General features: G+C 60.6%; 18 protein-coding genes. 6 read left to right on the top strand and 12 right to left on the bottom strand.

Annotated elements, in window-relative coordinates; translation table 11 throughout:
- Position 1 precedes the first annotated feature (1 nt).
- The 3 genes from AACY11_RS10620 to ribBA form a co-directional block, all read right to left on the bottom strand.
- Positions 2–949: an ABC transporter permease gene (locus AACY11_RS10620; protein ID WP_339433253.1), complete on the bottom strand. Its 948-nt coding sequence runs from the start codon at positions 947–949 to the stop codon at positions 2–4.
- Positions 946–1,971, bottom strand: coding sequence for an ABC transporter substrate-binding protein (locus AACY11_RS10615; RefSeq protein WP_339433205.1), 1,026 nt, complete (start codon positions 1,969–1,971; stop codon positions 946–948). The genes AACY11_RS10620 and AACY11_RS10615 overlap by 4 nt, the downstream gene beginning before the upstream one ends.
- Before the next feature lie 321 nt (positions 1,972–2,292).
- Positions 2,293–3,402 carry a bifunctional 3,4-dihydroxy-2-butanone-4-phosphate synthase/GTP cyclohydrolase II gene (gene ribBA, locus AACY11_RS10610; RefSeq protein ID WP_339433204.1) on the bottom strand — a complete coding sequence of 370 codons (1,110 nt, stop codon included), beginning with the start codon at positions 3,400–3,402 and terminating at the stop codon, positions 2,293–2,295.
- A gap of 65 nt (positions 3,403–3,467) precedes the next feature.
- On the opposite strand from ribBA, the gene AACY11_RS10605 reads away from it, so the two are divergent.
- Positions 3,468–3,764 (top strand): DUF1330 domain-containing protein, encoded by a 297-nt coding sequence (locus AACY11_RS10605; RefSeq protein WP_339494690.1) that lies wholly within the window; start codon positions 3,468–3,470, stop codon positions 3,762–3,764.
- Between the two features lie 38 nt (positions 3,765–3,802).
- Here AACY11_RS10605 and AACY11_RS10600 read toward each other — a convergent pair whose 3' ends face one another.
- From AACY11_RS10600 to AACY11_RS10565, 7 genes are all read right to left on the bottom strand, one after another.
- On the bottom strand, positions 3,803–4,366 hold the full coding sequence (locus tag AACY11_RS10600) for an NUDIX hydrolase (protein ID WP_339494688.1): 564 nt from the start codon (positions 4,364–4,366) through the stop codon (positions 3,803–3,805).
- Between the two features lies 1 nt (position 4,367).
- Positions 4,368–5,120, bottom strand: a complete 753-nt coding sequence (locus tag AACY11_RS10595; protein WP_339433201.1) for a GntR family transcriptional regulator — start codon at positions 5,118–5,120, stop codon at positions 4,368–4,370.
- 58 nt (positions 5,121–5,178) lie between these two features.
- Entirely contained in the window at positions 5,179–5,568 is a 390-nt protein-coding gene (locus AACY11_RS10590) for a carboxymuconolactone decarboxylase family protein (RefSeq protein ID WP_339494686.1), read from the bottom strand.
- Positions 5,569–5,705: 137 nt separating this feature from the next.
- Positions 5,706–6,191 carry a flavin reductase family protein gene (locus AACY11_RS10580; RefSeq protein ID WP_339494685.1) on the bottom strand — a complete coding sequence of 162 codons (486 nt, stop codon included), beginning with the start codon at positions 6,189–6,191 and terminating at the stop codon, positions 5,706–5,708.
- 12 nt (positions 6,192–6,203) lie between these two features.
- The gene (locus AACY11_RS10575) at positions 6,204–7,685 is read right to left on the bottom strand and encodes an aldehyde dehydrogenase (protein WP_339494684.1); all 1,482 of its coding nucleotides are present in this window, start codon (positions 7,683–7,685) and stop codon (positions 6,204–6,206) included.
- On the bottom strand, positions 7,682–8,515 hold the full coding sequence (locus AACY11_RS10570) for an alpha/beta fold hydrolase (protein ID WP_339433197.1): 834 nt from the start codon (positions 8,513–8,515) through the stop codon (positions 7,682–7,684). The genes AACY11_RS10575 and AACY11_RS10570 overlap by 4 nt, the downstream gene beginning before the upstream one ends.
- A 31-nt stretch (positions 8,516–8,546) precedes the next feature.
- A complete protein-coding gene (locus AACY11_RS10565) occupies positions 8,547–9,137 on the bottom strand; it encodes an amino acid synthesis family protein (RefSeq protein ID WP_339466128.1) in 591 nt (196 codons plus the stop codon).
- A gap of 439 nt (positions 9,138–9,576) precedes the next feature.
- Between AACY11_RS10565 and AACY11_RS10560 the strand changes: the two genes are divergently transcribed.
- Together AACY11_RS10560 and AACY11_RS10555 are read left to right on the top strand one after the other, a co-directional pair.
- Positions 9,577–10,620, top strand: coding sequence for a WD40/YVTN/BNR-like repeat-containing protein (locus AACY11_RS10560; protein WP_339494683.1), 1,044 nt, complete (start codon positions 9,577–9,579; stop codon positions 10,618–10,620).
- Positions 10,617–13,001 carry an efflux RND transporter permease subunit gene (locus AACY11_RS10555; RefSeq protein ID WP_339494681.1) on the top strand — a complete coding sequence of 795 codons (2,385 nt, stop codon included), beginning with the start codon at positions 10,617–10,619 and terminating at the stop codon, positions 12,999–13,001. The genes AACY11_RS10560 and AACY11_RS10555 overlap by 4 nt, the downstream gene beginning before the upstream one ends.
- Before the next feature lie 102 nt (positions 13,002–13,103).
- Here the strand turns inward: AACY11_RS10555 and AACY11_RS10550 are convergent, their stop codons facing one another.
- Together AACY11_RS10550 and AACY11_RS10545 are read right to left on the bottom strand one after the other, a co-directional pair.
- On the bottom strand, positions 13,104–13,823 hold the full coding sequence (locus AACY11_RS10550; protein ID WP_339433193.1) for a FadR/GntR family transcriptional regulator: 720 nt from the start codon (positions 13,821–13,823) through the stop codon (positions 13,104–13,106).
- A gap of 171 nt (positions 13,824–13,994) precedes the next feature.
- Complete coding sequence (locus tag AACY11_RS10545; RefSeq protein ID WP_339433192.1) at positions 13,995–15,731, bottom strand: IlvD/Edd family dehydratase; 1,737 nt, start codon at positions 15,729–15,731, stop codon at positions 13,995–13,997.
- A gap of 194 nt (positions 15,732–15,925) precedes the next feature.
- On the opposite strand from AACY11_RS10545, the gene AACY11_RS10540 reads away from it, so the two are divergent.
- From AACY11_RS10540 to AACY11_RS10530, 3 genes are all read left to right on the top strand, one after another.
- A complete protein-coding gene (locus AACY11_RS10540; protein ID WP_339494679.1) occupies positions 15,926–17,248 on the top strand; it encodes an MFS transporter in 1,323 nt (440 codons plus the stop codon).
- Positions 17,249–17,347: 99 nt separating this feature from the next.
- Complete coding sequence (araD1, locus tag AACY11_RS10535) at positions 17,348–18,340, top strand: AraD1 family protein (protein WP_339433190.1); 993 nt, start codon at positions 17,348–17,350, stop codon at positions 18,338–18,340.
- A 9-nt stretch (positions 18,341–18,349) separates the two neighbouring features.
- Positions 18,350–19,930 (top strand): aldehyde dehydrogenase (NADP(+)), encoded by a 1,581-nt coding sequence (locus AACY11_RS10530; protein WP_339494678.1) that lies wholly within the window; start codon positions 18,350–18,352, stop codon positions 19,928–19,930.
- Positions 19,931–20,081 lie beyond the last annotated feature (151 nt).

Raw genomic sequence — 20,081 nt, 5'->3', positions numbered from 1 at the left:
CTTACCTCGCGTTACTGGCGCCAACCGGGGATTCCGGCTGAAGCTTCAGGTAGAAGTAAAACAGCACCAGGGTGATGGCGATCAGCAACGCGGCGCCGGCACTGGCCAGGCCCCAGTTGAGGAACGATTGCACCTGCTGAATGATGAACTCCGGCAGCATCATGTTCTGCGCTCCGCCCAGCAGCGCCGGGGTGACGTAGTAACCGAGCGACATCACAAACACCATCAACCCACCGGACGCCAGCCCGGGCCTGCACAGGGGCAGGAACACCCGCAAGAAGTTGGTCCATGGGCTGGCCCCGCAAATCGAGCCGGCCTGCAGGATCATCGGGTCGATGGCCTGCATGGTCGCCTGCAATGGCAGCACGATGAACGGAATCATGATGTAGCTCATGCCGATCACCACGCCGGTCAGGTTATGCACCATTTCCAGCGGCTGATCGATGATGCCCAGCGCCATCAAAGCCTTGTTGATCACCCCTGAGGCTTGCAGCAGCACCAGCCACGAATAGGTGCGGGCGAGGAGGCTGGTCCACATCGACAGCAACACGATGTTGAGGATCCAGCGACCCCAGCCGCGCGGCACCAAGGTGATCGCCCAGGCCAGCGGGAAGCCCAGCAACAGACTGAACAGCGTCACCAGCCCGGCCACTGAAAAGGTGTTGAGCAGCACGCGGGCATACGCCGAGTTGGCGAACAGTTGTTCATAGTTGCCAAGGCCCGGGGTGGGTTCGAGCACACCGCGCAACAGCAAACCAATCAACGGCGCCAGAAAGAACAGGCCGAGGAACAGCAGCGCCGGGACGAGGTTGCCGGCGCCGCGCCAGCGTTGTCTGAGGGAGGGGGCTTGCGGCATCGCAATCGCCTTTTGTCCTGCGGCCGAGCCGGCAGCGCTTGCGGCGCTCCCGGTGGCAGTGGAGGGACGGGACGCAGTGGCCGCCATTTTCATTTGACCAGCCATTCGTTCCACCGTGTCGCGATGGCCTGGCCGTTTTTGGCCCAGTACGCGAAGTCGAGAGTGATCTGATCCTTAGCGTAGGCAGTCGGCAGGTTCGGGGCCAGCACCGAATCCAGGCGCGCCACGCTGTCGACGTTGACCGGGGCGTAAGCGGTCAGGTTGGAGAAGTCGGCCTGGCCTTTGGCACTGCTGGCGTTGGCCAGGAACTTCATCGCCGCGTCCTTGTTTTTCGAGCCTTTTGGAATCACCAGAATGTCAGCCATGACCAGATTCTGCTTCCAGCTCACACCCACCGGCGCGCCATCTTCTTGCAGGGCGTGAATGCGGCCGTTCCAGAACTGACCCATGCTGACTTCACCCGAGGCCAACAGTTGCTGCGACTGCGCGCCGCCGCCCCACCAGACGATGTCTTTCTTGATGGTGTCGAGTTTCTTGAAGGCGCGATCCAGGTCCAGCGGGTAGAGCTTGTCGGCGGGTACGCCATCGGCCAGCAGCGCCAGTTCGAGCACGCCGGGGCTTGGCCATTTGTACAGGGCGCGTTTGCCGGGGTAGGTCTTGGTGTCGAACAGCGCCGTCCAGTCTTGCGGCTTGGCAGCGCCGAGCTTGCCTTCGTTGTAGCCGAGGACGAAGGAGAAGAAGAACGAGCCGACGCCGTAATCGCTGACAAAGCGTGGGTCGATCTTGTCGCGCTGGATGACGTTGAAATCGAGGGGTTCGAGCAGCCCTTCAGCGGCGGCGCGCAGGGCGAAATCGGCTTCGACATCGACCACGTCCCATTGCACGTTGCCGCTTTCGACCATGGCTTTGAGTTTGCCGTAGTCGGTCGGACCGTCCTGCACGACAGTGATGCCGCTGGCCCTGCTGAACGGGTCAGCCCAGGCCTGTTTCTGCGCATCCTGGGTGCTTCCGCCCCAACTGACAAAATTCACGCTCTCGGCGGCCATGGCGGCCTGGCCGGTGACGCTCAGCAGTCCGGCAAAAAGGATTGCGGTTGCAGCTTTGTTCAACACCATTTTTACGCCCTCATTGTTGTGTTTTTGAGCGGGCTTGCGTTGTTGCCCGCCTATCGGGGAGCAGTAGATGGACGTTCTTTGGAATGTCCGGTCTATGGAATATCATATTATGGTATTCCAAACTTTGTGCAAGCACTTTGCCTTACCGGTTATCTGGCGAATGTCCTTTTTGGGGCCGTGAGATGACGATCGGGAAATGCAAAACCCTTGTGGGAAGGGGCTTGCTCCCGAACGCGGTCGGTCATTGAACATTGATGTCGACTGATACATCGCCTTCGGGAGCAAGCCCCCTCCCACAGTTGGAATTGTGTCTGGCGTGGATTATTCGGTGAACGGGATGCTCTCGACCACCTCCAGGTCATACCCGGTCAGGCCTGCATACTTCAGTGGCGGGCCGAGATGGCGCAACTTGCCCACACCAAGGTTCTGCAGAATCTGAGCCCCGGTTCCCACTTCCGAATAAATCCGCGATTGCGACCGGCTGAACTGTCGGGGTGGTTGAGTCAGTTGCGGTACACGCTCCAGCAAAGCCTGGGACGACTCATGATTGGCCAACACCACGACGACGCCATGGCCCTCGGCCGCGACCCGCTGCAGCGCCGCCCATAATGTCCAGTTGCTCGGCCCGCTGTACTCGGCGCCGACCAGATCGCGTAGCGGATCGATCACATGCACGCGCACCAGCGTCGGCGCTTCGCGGCGCAAATCGCCCATGACCATCGCCATGTGCACGCCGCCTTCGATACGGTCTTCAAACGTGATCAATCGGAACGTGCCATGGACCGTCGGCAATTCGCGCTCACCGATGCGTTCGATGGTGTGCTCGGTGCTCAGGCGATAGTGGATCAGGTCGGCGATGGTGCCGATCTTGATCCCGTGCTTGCGCGCGAACACTTCCAGATCCGGGCGACGGGCCATGGTGCCGTCATCGTTCATTACTTCAACAATGACGGATGCCGGGGTAAAACCGGCGAGGCGGGCCAGATCGCAACCTGCTTCGGTGTGACCGGCGCGGGTCAGCACGCCTCCTTCCTTGGCGCGCAGCGGGAAGATATGCCCGGGCTGCACAAGGTCTTCGGCGCGGGCGTCTCTGGCGACAGCGGCGGCGACCGTACGGGCGCGGTCAGCGGCGGAAATGCCGGTGGTCACGCCGACCGCCGCTTCGATGGAAACCGTGAACGCGGTGCTGAACACGCTGCCGTTGCTCGGCACCATCTGTTCAAGCCCCAGGCGTTGGCAATGATCGTCGGTCAATGTCAGGCAAATCAGCCCCCGGGCCTCACGGGCCATGAAACTGATCGCCTCGGGCGTGCAACGGTCGGCGGCCAGCAACAGGTCGCCTTCGTTTTCCCGGTCTTCGTCATCGACCAGCAGGACCATTTTGCCGAGGCGATAATCTTCGATGATTTCTTCGATGCTGTTGAAGGCCATGCTGGACTCTCGATGTGGATGTAATTCGTGGTATACCATAATACAAATTCAACCAAGAGGTCACTATGAAGGCGTACTGGATTGCTCACGTGGACATCACCGATCCCGATCACTACAGCCAATACACCCAACGCGCCCCGAAAGCGTTCGCCGAGTTTGGCGCGAAATTTCTGGCGCGAGGCGGGCGCAGCGAGGCGATGGAAGGACGCAAGACGCCACAGCGCAGTGTGGTGATCGAATTCGATAGCTACGAGCAAGCACTGGCGTGCTACCACTCGGCGGCATATCAGGAGGCGAAGCGCTACCGCGAGGAATGGGCGAGGGCAGAAATCATCATCGTCGAGGGCGTGGCGCCACTTTGAGAATCACCACAAATCCCCTGTGGGGGCGACGGTGATCGTCAGCGGATGAAATGAATCTTGCCGCTGTCGTCGTTGCCCATGTAGATCCCATACACCCCGGCCTGGCGTTCCTCGATGTAGCGTTCGAGGATCTGCCGGATCGCCGGGTAGTAGATCTGCTCCCACGGGATGTCTTCGGGGGCGAAGAACTTGTAGTCCAGGGTCTCGGGGCCGAACTGGCCGGTGATCTCCAGCGCGAGGGCGCGGAAGATGATGTACACCTCGCTGATCTTCGGCACGCTGAAGATCGAATAGGGCGAGACGATTTCCGCGCGCACGCCGCTTTCTTCCCAGACTTCGCGCAGCGCCGCCTCCTCGGTGGTCTCGCCGCTTTCCATGAAGCCCGCTGGCAACGTCCAGGTGCCCGGACGCGGTGGTATCGCTCGTTGGCACAAGAGGTATTTGCCGTCCTGCTCGATGATGCAGCCGGCAATGATCTTCGGATTGACGTAGTGGATGTAGCCGCAGCCGCGGCACATCAGGCGCTCGTGCGTATCACCCGGCGGCATCTGCTGACCGAGGTCAGGGCCACCGCATTTCGGGCAAAAGCTCGGGCTGGACATGTCAGTGACCTATGCGCGGTTCTTTCAGCGCGATGGGCAGGGTGATCGCGGGAGTTGCGCCGGTCTCTTCCTGTTTGCGCTTGAGGTAATCGAGGGCGACCGTCGCGGCAGCGCGGACGTGATCAACGCAGGCCTGATGCGCCAGCAGCGGGTCGCCGCTCTTGATTGCCGCGACCATTTTTTCCATTTCCTGATTACTGGCGCCACGACGGTTTTCCTGGGACACCGACGTCGCCCGCAGGTAGCTGATGCGTGCCTGCAACTGGCGCAATTGCGTGGCCGCAACGTGGTTGCCGGAGCCTTCGAGCAGGACGTCGTAGAAGCCTTGTACCGAGTCGATCACCTGTTGCAGCTCGCCGTCCTTGAGCGCCTTGCGGTTCTCTTCGAGGGCTTTTTCCAGGGCTTTGATGTCCTTGGCTTTGGCGCGCAGGGTGAACAGTTGAACGATCAGGCCTTCCAGCACGCAACGCAGTTCGTAGATATCGACGGCGTCGGCCAGGGTGATGATGGCGACACGCGGGCCCTTGGCGTCAGCGAATTCCACCAGGCCTTCGGATTCAAGGTGACGCAAGGCTTCGCGCACCGACGTGCGGCTCACGCCCAGGCGATCGCACAGATCGCGTTCAACCAGACGATCGCCTGGCATGAGCTGGAAATTCATAATCGCGCTACGCAGTTTATCCAGCACGATTTCGCGCAGGGTAACGGGGTTGCGATTGACCTTGAAGCTGTCGTCGAGTGGCTGGCGTTTCATGGGATCCGCTCTTTAAGTTGGCTGTCCATGCCAGACGGGCATCTAAACAGCCGAGGGGTTAACTGGAGGCCTCGGCGTCGGCTTCGGCGAAGGCTTCACGGGCGAGCCGGAAACTGTCCACGGCCGCCGGGACGCCGCAATAAATGCCGACCTGAAGCAGAATTTCGCGTATTTGCTCACGACTCAGGCCGTTACGCAAGGCGCCACGTACATGCAGCTTGAGTTCATGCGGGCGGGTAAGCGCCGAGATCATCGCCAGGTTGATCATGCTGCGTTCTTTGAGCGACAGACCTTCGCGACCCCAGACATGACCCCAGCAGTATTCGGTGACCATTTCCTGCAGCGGACGGGTGAAGTCGTCGGCGTTCTCTATTGAGCGTTGCACATAGGCTTCGCCCAAAACCTGAGTGCGGATCTTCAGGCCTTTTTCGTACTTTTCGTGACTCATCATTCCTCCAATCACCCTGTTTCTCCCTGTGGGAGCGGGCTTGCTCGCGAATGCGGTGGATCATTCGACATTGATGTCGACTGACACGATGCCTTCGCGAGCAAGCCCGCTTCCACATTGGGAACAATGTGTATCCGTCAGGCCAAGGTGGGCAGGGCGCCCAGCTTGCCCTTGTGATAAATCATCGGCGCTACCGGTTGCGCTGGCAGGGTCAGATTTTTCACTGCGCCAACGATGATCGCGTGGTCGCCACCGTCGTATTCACGCCACAACTCACACTCGATGATTGCGGTGGCTTTGGCGAGAATCGGATTCCCGAGTTCGCTCAAGTGCCACTCGATGCCTTTGGCTTTGTCCTTGCCTTTACCGGCGAAGGCGTAGGCTTCAGCGGTCTGCTCGGCGGACAGCAAATGGATCGCGAATTTCTTGCTGTCACGCAGCACGGGGTAGGTGTCGCAAGCGTAATTGGGGCAGAACAGCACCAGCGCCGGATCAATCGACAGCGCACTGAAGGCGCTGGCGGTGATGCCGACGATGGCGCCATCCGGATCGAGGGTGGTGACGACCGTGACGCCGGACGGAAACGAGCTCATGACGTCTTTGTAAATGCCGGGTTCGATCATGTCGCAGGACTCCTAGCGCATCACAAACGGATCAGGCATTGGCGCCTGAGAGAGGTTGATCCACACCGTTTTCAGTTCGGTGTAGGCCAGCACCGAGTCGATGCCGCTTTCGCGTCCATAGCCACTGTTCTTGAAGCCGCCTATCGGTGCCATCGCTGAAACGGCGCGGTAGGTGTTGACCCAGATGATCCCCGAACGCACGTCGCGCGCCAGGCGATGGGCGCGGCCCAGATCGCGCGTCCAGATGCCGGCGGCGAGTCCGAATTGCGAGTCGTTGGCGATCGCCAGCGCTTGGGCCTCGTCCTTGAAACGGATGACCGACGCCACTGGGCCAAAGACTTCTTCCTGCATGATCTTCATCGAATTGCGATCGCACTCGAACAGCGTCGGCTCGTAGAACCAACCTTCACCGAGACCGCTCGGACGTTTGCCGCCGGTGCGCAAGCGCGCGCCTTCTGCGATGGCGTCGGCGACCAGCCCTTCAACCACTGCCAGTTGCTGCGCGGTGGCCATCGGGCCCATTTCGCTGCTGTCTTCCTGCGGGTTGCCGATGCGGATGCGTTTGGCCCGTTCGACCAGACGACTGACAAACTCGTCGTAAATCTCGTCCTGCACCAACAATCGCGAACCGGACACACAGCTCTGGCCCGAGGCCGCATAGATCCCGGCAATCGCGCCGTTGATCGCGCTGTCGAGATCGGCGTCGGCAAAAATGATGTTCGGCGACTTGCCGCCCAGTTCCAGCGACAGCTTGGCGAAGTTCTCGGCGCTGCTGCGCACCACATGCCGGGCCGTGGCCGCGCCGCCGGTGAAGGCGATCTTGCGGATCAGCGGATGGCGGGTAAGGGCGGCGCCGGTGCTCGGGCCGTAACCGGTCACAACGTTGACCACGCCTGGCGGAATCCCGGCTTCGAGGGCCAGACGCGCCAGTTCAAGGATGGTCGCCGACGCGTGCTCTGACGGCTTGATTACGATGGTGTTACCGGCGGCGAGCGCCGGCGCGAGTTTGATCGCGGTCAGGTACAGCGGACTGTTCCAGGGAATGATCGCCGCGACCACGCCCATGGCTTCGTGAACCGTGTAGGCGAACAGGTCGGGCTTGTCCAGCGGCAAGGTGCCGCCTTCGAGCTTGTCAGCCAAACCGGCGGTGTAGTGGAAGAATTCCGGCAGATAACCCACCTGACCCCGGGTTTCACGGATCAGTTTGCCGTTGTCGCGGCTTTCCAGCTGCGCCAGTTGCTCTTTGTTCTCGGCGATCAAGTCACCGAGGCGGCGCAGCAGTTTGCCGCGCGCGGTGGCGGTCAGACCGCGCCAGGCAGGGCTGTCGAACGCGCTTTGCGCTGATTGCACAGCGCGTTCGACGTCGGCCTCATCTGCGTCAGGCAGTTCAGCCCAAGGTTCGGCCAGGGCCGGATTGAGGCTTTGGAAAGTCTTGCCGCTGAGGGCATCGACCCATTCTGCGCCGATGCACATCTGGAAGCGTGCGAGTGTCATGCAACGATCCCCTTTATATGGTTTTGTCGGGAGTGTGCGAATTCGAGAAATTCCAACAGCGTCTGGTTGACCAGACGCGGCGACTCTACGGGCATCATATGCCGTTGTTCCGCCAGCACGGCAACCTTCGCGCCGGGGATGCGGCGGGCCAGTTGCTCGGCCATTTCCGGGGTCGAACCGGGGTCGAGCTCGCCCGTGGCGATCAGCGTCGGCGCCTGAATGCTGCTCAGGTCGTCGGCGCGGTACATGTCCTGCGTCGCGAACAGTTCGTAGGTGGTCAGGTAACCCTGTGGGTCATTGCCGGCCAGGGTCTGGCGGATCGCGGCGATCTGCGCCGGGTTGGCGGCCTGATATTCGCGGCTGAACCAGCGCGACAGCGCGGCTTCGGCATTGGCGTCCGGACCGTGTTCGGCGGCTTGAGCGGTGCGCGCAATGACGCCGGCGCGCTGCTCTTCGCTGCGATTGAACACGCTGTTGAGCACGACCAGGCTTTGCAGGCGCTGCGGGTAATGCAGCGCAAAGGCCCGCGCCACCAGACCGCCCATCGAGAAGCCGATCACCGCTGCTTGCGGCAGGTTGAGGTGATCGAGCAGCTCCAGCAACTGATCGGCGTAACCGAGCAGGTCGGTACCGCTGGCCGGTCGCGGGCTGGCGCCATGGCCAAGCATGTCGTAAGCGACCACCCGATATTGCGTGGCGAGGCCGACGATCTGGCCGCCCCACATTTCTTTGTTCAGGCCCACGCCGTGGATCAAGACCACGGGCTGGCCTTCGCCGGTCGCCAGATAACTGGTGCCAGCCGGGGTGAGTTCAGCGGTGAGCCGAATCATGGAGCGCTCCTGCAATGCCTTTTTATTGTGATTACTGGGCTTTTTCGGCGGCCAGTTCTTCCAGATCGATGTAACGGTTGCCGATGCGCGGGTGCAGGCGGCCACCGTCGGCGCAACCCAGCACCACGACGATTTCGTCGGCGCGCGGTGCGTCTTCGATCTGCATTTCCAGGGTGATGTAGTGCGAACGCAGGCCTTCGTCGTCCTTGTGCATCATCGGAATCTGAATCGAAGTGCCCGGGCCGCCGCGCTTGTTGGTGAAGCTCAGGTAGCTCTTGGCTTTGACCGCTTCGCGGTAGTGGTTGCCGAAGCGCAGGGTGTGGATCACGGCGGAGGCGTGTTCGATTTCGCCGTCAGCACCCACCACGGCAGCCTTGCCGTAGGCCTCGATTTTTTCTGCGCCGCCAATGAGGCCGACCAGACGCTCGACCATCATGGCGCCGAGGTCGGAGCAGTTGGCGCGGATCTGCGGTTTCAGGTCTTCGACAAAGCCGTTACCCACCCAAGGGTTTTTCATCACAACAGCGAGGCCGATCATGGTCACCGGCGTGTCGGTGGCTTTGCCGCCTTCGATGAAGGTTTCTTCGACATAGCTGACGATCTTGCGAATTTCGAAACTCATGAGCTGCTCCGTAGGGGGATTGAGGGTGTCTGTGCGTCTGATGGTATACCATAATACCAATCGTGCAAGTCCCCTCGGTAACTTTTGCCGCATCCATCCGGCGAATGGCCATGCATTCACCTACAGCCACAAATCCCCAAAACACCACTAACCCTGTGCGAGGGAGCTTGCTTGCGAAATCGGCGCATTCACATCGCCTTCGGGAGCAAGCCCCCTCCCACAATGCAAATCACTGGCGACAGGAGCCTGTATCTGGTTAACAAAAGATAACGTGGCGCCGATTGTCAGACGTTTCGAAAGCCCGATAGGATGAGCCAGCTTCCGAAGGGGCTCTGGATGGCGGGTTTCAGGACTATGCTTCTGACCAGTCATCACCGGAGCACCCTTGCGGCGCCCTTGAAGGCCAAACGGCCTAACAATAATAAATAGGGGAAGGTCTATGAGTCGTTGCCGCCCGCCGGCGTTTCGCAACACCGCGTTGCTGGTCACAGCACTCTCCATGCTGGGCTTCGCCAGCGTGTCGGCACCCGTGATCGCCGCCGAGGCGCCAGCCGACGTGGTGTATGCCCTCGAATCAGCCAAAGCCGCAAAAAGCCTGATGCTTGACGTCGTCCATGCCGGCGCCCGATTGGTGGCCGTCGGGGATCGTGGGCACATTCTCTATTCCGATGACCAGGGCAAGTCCTGGACCCAGGCCAAGGTGCCGAGCCGGCAACTGCTGACCGCTGTGTACTTTGTCGACGACAAACATGGCTGGGCCGTCGGCCACGATGCGCAGATTCTCGCCAGCGAGGACGGCGGTCTGACCTGGACCAAACAATTCGAAGACCTCAAACGCGAATCGCCGCTGCTCGACGTCTGGTTCAAGGACGTCAACAGCGGTATCGCCGTAGGTGCCTACGGCGCGCTGCTGGAAACCACCGACGGCGGCAAGCATTGGGAAGACATCAGCGACCGCCTCGACAACGAAGACCAGTTCCACCTAAACGCCATCGCGGCGGTGAAAGACGCCGGGCTGTTCATTGTCGGCGAGTCGGGCAGCATGTTCCGCTCCGCCGATGGGGGGCAGACCTGGGAAAAACTTGAAGGTCCTTATGAAGGCTCGCTGTTTGGCGTGATCGGCACGGCCCAGCCCCAGACGCTGCTCGCTTACGGCTTGCGCGGCAACCTCTACCGCTCCACGGATTTCGGCAGCACCTGGGAACAGGTCGAGCTGAAAGCCGCGCGAGGCTCGCTGGAATTCGGTCTGTCCGGCGCTACGTTGCTCGAGGACGGCTCGATCGTGATCGTCGGCAACGGTGGCTCGGTGATCAGCAGCAGCGACGACGGCCAGACCTTCAGCGTGTTCAATCGCCCGGATCGCATTTCGCTGTCGTCGGTCACCGCCGCCGGCAACGGCAACCTGATTCTGACCGGGCAGGGTGGTGTTCACACCACGCTGTCAAACGGTGCCGAGATCAATAATAAGAAGGCGGGGCTATGACTTCCTTGAGCAATCATCATCAGGACAAGGCGACGTTCCTTGAACGTCTGATTTTCAACAACCGCCCGGTGGTGATCCTGATCTGCCTGGTGGTGAGCATTTTTCTGTTCTGGCAGGCCACGCTGATCCGGCCGTCCACCAGCTTCGAGAAAATGATCCCGCTCAAGCATCCGTTCATCGAGAAGATGATGGAGCACCGCAACGACCTGGCGAACCTGGGCAATACCGTGCGTATTTCGGTGGAAGCCACCGACGGCGACATCTTCTCCAAGGAATACATGGAGACCCTGCGCCAGATCAACGACGAGGTGTTCTACATCTCCGGCGTAGACCGTTCCGGTCTGAAGTCGCTGTGGAGTCCTAGCGTGCGCTGGACCGAAGTGACCGAAGAGGGTTTCGCCGGCGGTGAAGTGATTCCGCAGAGCTACAACGGCTCGCAGGACAGCCTCGATCTGCTGCGCAACAACGTGCTCAAGTCCGGTCAGGTCGGACGTCTGGTGGCCAACGACTTCAAGTCGAGCATCGTCGACATTCCGCTGCTGGAGTCCTACCCGGACCCGCAGGATCAGGGCAAGTTGCTGGCGCTGGATTACCGCAAGTTCTCCCATGAACTGGAAGAAAAGATCCGCGACAAGTTCGAAGCGCAAAACCCCAACGTCAAAATCCACATCGTCGGTTTCGCCAAGAAAGTGGGCGACCTGATCGACGGTCTGGTGATGGTGGTGCTGTTCTTCGGCATCGCGTTCGTCATCACCCTGATCCTGTTGCTGTGGTTCACCAACTGCGTGCGCAGCACCATTGCGGTGTTGAGCACCACGCTGGTGGCGGTGGTCTGGCAACTGGGGTTGATGCACTTCTTTGGCTTTGGCCTCGATCCGTATTCGATGCTGGTGCCGTTCCTGATCTTCGCCATCGGCATCTCCCACGGTGTGCAGAAGATCAACGGGATCGCCCTGCAATCGAGCGAGGCAGAAAACGCCCTGACCGCCGCACGGCGAACGTTCCGGCAACTGTTCCTGCCGGGGATGATCGCGATTCTCGCGGACGCGGTCGGCTTCATCACGCTGCTGATCATCGACATCGGTGTGATCCGCGAACTGGCTTTCGGCGCGTCCATCGGTGTGGCCGTGATCGTGTTCACCAACCTGATTCTGCTGCCGGTCGCGATCTCTTATGTCGGCATCAGTAAACGCGCCATTGCCAGAAGCAAGAAGGACGCAAACCGCGAACATCCGTTCTGGCGCCTGCTGTCGAACTTCGCCAGCCCGAAAGTCGCACCGGTCTCCGTTGCTCTGGCGCTGATCGCCTTCGGTGGCGGCCTCTGGTACAGCCAAAACCTGAAAATCGGCGACCTCGACCAAGGTGCGCCGGAGTTGCGTCCGGACTCGCGCTACAACAAGGACAACAACTTCATCATCAACAACTACTCGACCAGCTCCGACGTGCTGGTGGTGATGGTCAAGACCAAGAAAGAAGGTTGTTCGCGTTACGAAGCCATGGCACCGATCGATGAGCTGATGTGGAAGATGCAGAACACCGAGGGCGTGCAGTCGGCGATCTCGCTGGTGACCGTGTCCAAGCAGATGATCAAGGGCATGAACGAGGGCAACCTGAAATGGGAAACCCTGTCGCGCAACCCAGACGTGCTGAACAGCTCGATTGCACGGGCCGATGGCCTGTACAACAACAGTTGCTCAGTAGCGCCGGTGCTGGTGTTCCTCAACGATCACAAGGCTGAAACCCTTGATCGGGCGGTGCATGCGGTGCAGGAATTTGCCAGGGAGAACAATAAGGACGGTCTGGAGTTCATCCTGGCGGCGGGTAACGCCGGGATCGAAGCCGCCACCAACGAGGTCATCAAGCAGGCTGAATTGACCATCCTGATTCTGGTGTACATCTGTGTGGCAGTCATGTGCATGATCACCTTCCGCTCGTGGGCGGCGACCTTGTGCATCGTGCTGCCACTGGTGCTGACGTCGGTACTCGGCAACGCACTGATGGCGTTCATGGGCATCGGCGTGAAAGTCGCGACCTTGCCGGTGGTGGCGCTGGGTGTGGGGATCGGCGTGGACTACGGCATCTACATCTACAGCCGTCTGGAGAGTTTCCTGCGTGCCGGTCTGCCGTTGCAGGAAGCCTATTACCAGACCCTGAAATCCACCGGTAAAGCGGTGCTGTTCACCGGCCTGTGCCTGGCCATCGGCGTGTGCACCTGGATCTTCTCGGCGATCAAGTTCCAGGCCGACATGGGCCTGATGCTGACCTTCATGCTGTTGTGGAACATGTTCGGTGCGCTGTGGCTGCTGCCGGCACTGGCCAAGTTCCTGATCAAACCGGAGAAGCTGGCGGGGCAGAAAGGCAATTCGTTGTTTGCCCACTGACCTGAGCGCCTGAAACGACAAAGCCGCAACCTTCGGGTTGCGGCTTTTTTTATATCTCGATATTCACACTAACCCCCTGTGGGAGCGGGCGATCTTCAGTGTTCAGGAGCGTTCGGTACCAAGCACTACGCTCAGCGCACTGCGTGCATCATCCAGTTGCACCAACGTCGCATGCCTTGCACCCAAGGCATCACGGTTCTCGATCGCGGTGAGAATCGCCTTGTGCCGTGGCAACGCCAATTCATGCAGGTTCGGCCGTTGATTCGAATGCTTCAACGCCTCGGCAATCGCCACCGAGAGCATGTTGCACAGATTTGCCAGCAAATCATTGTGAGTCGCATCGGCAATCCTGCTGTGGAAATCCAGGTCCGGTTGCAACAGGGCTTGCGGTGTCGATGCAGCCTCCATGCGCTGGTAAGCCTCGCCGATGGCGGTGATCTCAGCGTCGGTCGCATGCTGGGCGGCGAGGGCGGCGGCGGCCGGTTCGATGATGCTGCGCACGCTGGTCAGGACATTGAAAAATTCATTCTGCGGGCTGCTTTGCATCAGCCAGTGCAGCACGTCCGGGTCGAGCATGTGCCATTCGCGGCGCGCCTTGACCACCGTGCCCACGCGCGGTCTGGAGTACACCAGACCTTTTGCCACCAACACCCGCGTGGCTTCGCGCAACACCGGTCGACTGACCGCGTACTCCTCGCAGAGCAAGGCTTCGGCGGGCAGTTTGTCGTCGGGCAGGAAGCGTCCGGAGACGATCTGCATGCCCAATTCCTGGACGATGCGCGAGTGCATGCTTTTGCGGTCGGAAGGTTTGCGGTAATCCATGGGGAGTGGCGCGATCCTGAGCGATTAAGATGCCGCGCATCATAGCAGGCACGACACAAACGTGAGGCAGACAGACAATCAAATGTGGGAGCGGGCTTGCTCAAGAAAGCCCGCTCCCACAGGGGGATGCATTCCAATGCAGGCGCTGGCGAAGGCTGCGATTGTTTGTTTTTAATGGGAATGGCGCGGCACTTCAGCTCCACGGCAGCCGACCAGGAAGTCGAAATCGCAGCCCTGATCCGCCTGCAGCACATGGTCGATGTACAACTGACGATAACCGCCCACCAATAATTGCTGCGGCGGTTGCAGGTCAGCCATGCGCGCGGCCAGTTCGGCGTCCGGAATGTCCAGGTGCAGACGCCCGGTGGCGCAGTCGAGTTCGATCCAGTCGCCTTCTTTCACTGTGGCCAGGGGTCCGCCGGCGGCGGCTTCCGGGGCAACGTGCAAAACCACCGTGCCGTAAGCGGTGCCGCTCATCCGTGCGTCAGAGATGCGCACCATGTCCGTCACACCCTCGGCCAGCAGCTTGGCCGGCAGGCCCATGTTGCCGACTTCAGCCATGCCCGGATAACCCTTCGGCCCGCAGTTTTTCATCACCAGAATCGAGTTGGCATCAACATCCAGTTCTGGGTCGTTGATCCGCGCCTTGTACATGTCGAAGTTCTCGAACACCACGGCACGGCCGCGATGCTGCATCAACGCTGGCGTGGCGGCGGACGGTTTGAGCACGGCACCAAGAGGTGCCAGATTGCCGCGCAGTACGCAGATGCCGCCGTCAGCACGGATCGGATTGTCGAGGGTGCGAATGACCTCGTCTTCGCCGTAGATCGGCGCGTCTTTGGTGTTCTCGCCAATGGACTTGCCGTTGACTGTCAGCGCGTTCGGATGGGGGATCAGATTGGCCTCACCGAGACGGCGCAGCACCGCTGGCAATCCCCCGGCGTAATAGAACTCTTCCATCAGAAAACGCCCGGAAGGTTGCAGGTCGACGATGGTCGGCATGCCGCGACCGATGCGCGTCCAGTCGTCCAGTTCCAGTTCGACGCCGATGCGTCCGGCGATGGCTTTCAAATGGATCACGGCGTTGGTCGAACCGCCGATGGCGGCGTTGACGCGAATCGCGTTTTCGAAGGCTTCCTTGGTCAGGATCTTCGACAGTTTCAAATCTTCACGCACCATTTCCACAGCGCGCATGCCGGACATGTGCGCCAACACGTACCGCCGCGCATCTACCGCCGGGATGGCCGCGTTGTGCGGTAAGGAAGTGCCCAGTGCTTCAGCCATGCAAGCCATGGTCGACGCGGTGCCCATGGTGTTGCAGGTGCCCGCCGAACGCGACATGCCGCCCTCGGCTGCTAGGAAGTCGTCCAGGGTGATGGTGCCGGCCTTGACTTGCTCACTGAGCTGCCAGACCACGGTGCCCGAGCCGATGTCCTTGCCTTTGTGTTTGCCGTTGAGCATCGGCCCGCCGGTGACAACAATGGCCGGCACGTCGCAACTGGCCGCGCCCATCAGCAGCGCCGGAGTGGTTTTGTCGCAACCGGTCAGCAACACCACGCCGTCAATCGGGTTGCCACGAATGGCTTCTTCGACGTCCATGCTCGCCAGGTTGCGTGTCAGCATGGCGGTGGGACGCAAGTTCGATTCGCCGTTGGAGAACACCGGGAATTCCACCGGGAAACCACCGGCCTCGATCACCCCGCGTTTGACGTGCTCCGCGATCTGGCGGAAATGCGCGTTGCACGGGGTCAGTTCCGACCAGGTATTGCAGATGCCGATGATCGGCTTGCCATGAAACTGGTGGTCGGCGATGCCCTGATTCTTCATCCAGCTGCGGTACATGAAGCCGTTCTTGTCGGCCGTGCCAAACCATTGGGCCGAGCGCAGGGTGGGTTTCTTATCAGACATGATCGATTCTCTTATTGTATGACTATAGTGTTCGAGCTGAGGCTTAACATAAGCGCAATTTAGGCGGTTTGGAAGTGGTTGTTGGGTAATTAGTATTACTATATAGTCGTTTTCGACGGAGGGATGGCCCTGGCGGTTTTTCGTGAGAGGCGTCCCCCGAGGTTCTATAAAAACAACAATCGGAGACCGATCCCATGAGCCAGGAACTGCGGCTTATTCGCCGCATCACGCTGAAACTGATCCCCTTCCTGATCCTGCTGTACCTGATTGCCTATGTGGATCGCTCCGCCGTCGGCTTCGCCAAACTGCACATGGGAGCCGACATCGGCATCGGTGATGCGGCTTATGGCCTCGGTGCTGGGCTGTTCTTCATCGGCTACTTTCTGCTGGAAATCCCCAGCAACCTGATGCTTGAGCGTTTCGGCGCGCGGCGCTGGTTCGCGCGGATCATGATCACCTGGGGCGCCATCACTATCGGCATGGCGTTCGTCCAGGGCCCACACAGTTTCTATGTCATGCGCTTTCTGCTCGGTGCGGCAGAAGCGGGGTTCTTTCCCGGCGTTCTGTACTACATCACCCAATGGTTCCCGGTGCGCCATCGCGGCAAGATTCTTGGCCTGTTCATTCTTTCGCAGCCCATCGCGATGCTGATCACCGGCCCCGTCTCCGGCGGCCTGCTGGGGATGGACGGCGTCCTCGGGCTGCATGGCTGGCAGTGGCTGTTCATCGTCATCGGCACCCCGGCAATCTTGCTGACCTGGCCAGTGCTGCGCTGGTTGCCGGATGGCCCGGAGCAAGTGAAGTGGATGGATCAGGCCGAGAAGGACTGGCTGACCCGTGAGCTGAAAAAAGATCTGGAGGAATACGGCCAGACCCGTCACGGCAATCCGCTGCATGCGCTCAAAGACAAACGCGTCTTGCTGCTGGCGCTGTTCTATCTGCCGGTGACCTTGAGCATTTATGGCCTCGGCTTGTGGCTGCCGACGCTGATCAAACAATTTGGCGGCACTGATCTGGTGACCGGTTTCGTGTCATCGGTGCCGTACATCTTCGGGATCATCGGTTTGCTGATCGTGCCGCGCAGTTCAGACCGTTTGAATGATCGCTACGGCCATCTGGCAGTGCTTTATGTGCTGGGCGCGATAGGTCTTTTTCTCAGTGCCTGGCTGTCGATGCCAGTGGCGCAGTTGGCCGCGCTGTGTCTGGTGGCGTTTGCGCTGTTTTCCTGCACGGCGGTGTTCTGGACCTTGCCGGGGCGCTTCTTTGCCGGCGCGAGTGCAGCGGCAGGGATCGCGTTGATCAACTCGGTGGGCAATCTTGGCGGTTACATCGGGCCGTTCGTGATCGGCGCGTTGAAGGAATACACCGGGAATCTGGCGTCGGGCCTGTATTTCCTCTCGGGGGTGATGGTGTTCGGGTTGGTCCTGACCGGTGTTGTGTATCGAGTGCTTGAGCGCAAACACGTACTGCCCGTTGACCAGTTCGCCGCCAGCGCACGCGGCGCTACCCGAACCTGAATCTAAAGAACAGCACAGAACCCATGTGGGAGCGAGCAAGCCCGCTCTCACAGTGGTTCGGCGTGGTTTTCAACATTTGTGCTCTAAAAGGAGAAGAACATGCATCTGGTGCAATTCGAATTGAGTAACGGCGAGCGCCGCGTCGGTGTCGTCGACAAAGGCGTGGTGCGCGAAGTGCAGGATACCCGCACCGTGCGCGATCTGGCGCTGGCGGCCATCGAAGCCGGCGGCACGCTGGAGCAGCAAGTGCAAACCCTTGGCCTGGGTATCAGTCATGACTATGCGCAGTTGCTCAACGAGCTGCGCATCCTGCCGCCACTCGATCACCCGGATCCGGCCCACATGCTGGTCAGCGGCACCGGCTTGACACATCTGGGCAGCGCTTCGGCCCGCGACAAGATGCATCAACAGGCGGGCGACGAAGCCGCCATGACCGACACCATGCGTATCTTCAAATGGGGCGTTGAGGGCGGCAAGCCGGCGGCAGGGCAGGCCGGTGTACAGCCGGAATGGTTTTACAAAGGTGACGGCAGTATCGTCGTGCGCCCGGGCCAGCCATTCCCGTTGCCGCCGTTTGCCGAGGATGCCGGTGAGGAACCGGAAATGGCCGGTCTGTACATCATCGGTCCTGACGGCAAACCCTATCGCCTCGGTTTCGCGGTGGGCAACGAGTTCTCCGACCACGTCATGGAACGCAAGAATTACTTGTATCTGGCGCACTCGAAATTACGCAGTTGCAGTTATGGTCCGGAACTTCGCGTCGGTGAACTACCCCAACACTTGGCAGGCACCACTTGCATCCTGCGTGACGGCGAAGTGTTGTGGCAAAACGAATTCCTCAGCGGCGAGGCCAACATGTGCCACAGCCTGGCCAACCTCGAATACCACCACTTCAAATACAGCCAGTTCTTGCGTCCGGGCGACGTACACATTCACTTCTTCGGCACCGCGACCCTGTCGTTCGCCGATGGCATTCGCACGCAGCCGGGCGACGTGTTCGAGATCAGCCAGGCCGAATTCGGCGCACCGCTGATCAATGGCATCACACCGGTCGCAGCAGCATTTGAACCGGACAGCATCGGCACCCTTTAAGGAGATCCCATGACTCAGATTCTCGGTCACAACTACATCGGCGGTCAGCGTAGCGCGGCCGGTAACGTCAAACTGCACAGCGTTGACGCCAGCAGTGGCGAACAACTGCCCCACGATTTCATTCAGGCCACCGAGCAGGAAGTCGACGCCGCCGCCAAAGCCGCCGCTGCCGCGTACCCTGCTTATCGCAGCCTCAGCGCTGAACGCCGGGCGCAGTTTCTCGATGCCATTGCCGATGAACTCGACGCCCTCGGTGATGATTTCGTCGCCGTGGTTTGCCGCGAAACCGCGTTGCCGGCCGGGCGGATTCAAGGTGAGCGCGCACGCACCAGCGGGCAGATGCGCCTGTTCGCCAAAGTGCTGCGCCGTGGCGATTTCTATGGGGCGCGGATCGACCTGTCGCTGCCGGAACGCCAGCCAATGCCGCGCCCGGATCTGCGTCAATATCGCATTGGCCTCGGCCCGGTGGCGGTGTTCGGTGCGAGCAATTTTCCGTTGGCGTTTTCCACGGCCGGCGGCGACACCGCTTCGGCTCTGGCCGCCGGTTGCCCCGTGGTGTTCAAGGCCCACAGCGGTCACATGGCCACCGCTGAGCGGGTGGCCGACGCGCTGATTCGCGCGGCGGAAAAAACCGCCATGCCGGCCGGCGTGTTCAACATGATCTACGGGGGGGGCGTCGGCGAATGGCTGGTCAAGCATCCGGCGATTCAGGCGGTGGGCTTCACCGGTTCGCTCAAGGGCGGTCGTGCGCTGTGCGACATGGCCGCCGCACGCCCGCAGCCGATCCCGGTGTTCGCCGAGATGTCGAGCATCAACCCGGTGATCGTCTTGCCGCAGGCACTGGCGGCACGCTCGGAGAGCGTGGCGCGTGACCTCACCGCGTCGGTGGTGCAGGGCTGCGGTCAGTTCTGCACCAACCCGGGTCTGGTGATCGGTATTCGCTCGGCGCCATTCACTGCCTTTGTGCAGCAGGTCGCGGGGCTGATCGGCGATCAACCGGCGCAAACCATGCTCAACGCAGGCACCCTTGGCAGCTATGGCAAAGGCTTGCACAAGCTCTTGGCACATCCTGGCATCGAGCATCTGGCCGGTAATCCACAGCAGGGCACTCAAGCGCAGCCGCAATTGTTCAAGGCTGATGCCAGCCTGTTGATCAACGGCGACGAAGTGTTGCAGGAAGAAGTGTTCGGCCCGACCACGGTGATTGTTGAAGTGGCCGATCAAGCGCAGCTCGGCTTGGCGTTGAACGGTCTTCACGGGCAACTCACGGCGACGATCATTGGTGAACCTGCTGACTTCGAGCGCTTCCCCGAACTGACGCCGCTACTGGAACAGAAGGTCGGGCGAATCCTGCTCAACGGGTATCCGACCGGTGTCGAGGTGTGTGATTCGATGGTGCACGGCGGGCCGTATCCGGCCACGTCCGATGCGCGCGGTACCTCGGTCGGCACGCTCGCGATTGATCGCTTCCTGCGCCCGGTGTGCTTCCAGAATTATCCGGACAGCTTGCTGCCCGAGCCGCTGAAAAACGCCAATCCGCTGCGTATCCAGCGCCTGGTTGACGGTAAGCCATCGCGCGACGCCCTCTAAACCCACCCCCAATCCCCTGTGAGAGCAGGCTTGCTTGCGAATGCGGTCTATCAGAAACATATGTGTAGACTGACACGCCGCGTTCGCGAGCAAGCCCGCTCCCACAAGGTTCTGCTGCGACAATCAGCTATCATTGGCGCTTTCCCCCCTA

This window comes from Pseudomonas sp. RA_105y_Pfl2_P56 (assembly GCF_963970845.1).
In the GTDB taxonomy this organism is placed as follows: domain Bacteria; phylum Pseudomonadota; class Gammaproteobacteria; order Pseudomonadales; family Pseudomonadaceae; genus Aquipseudomonas; species Aquipseudomonas baetica_A.
This window is presented reverse-complemented; position numbering and strand designations above follow the sequence as displayed.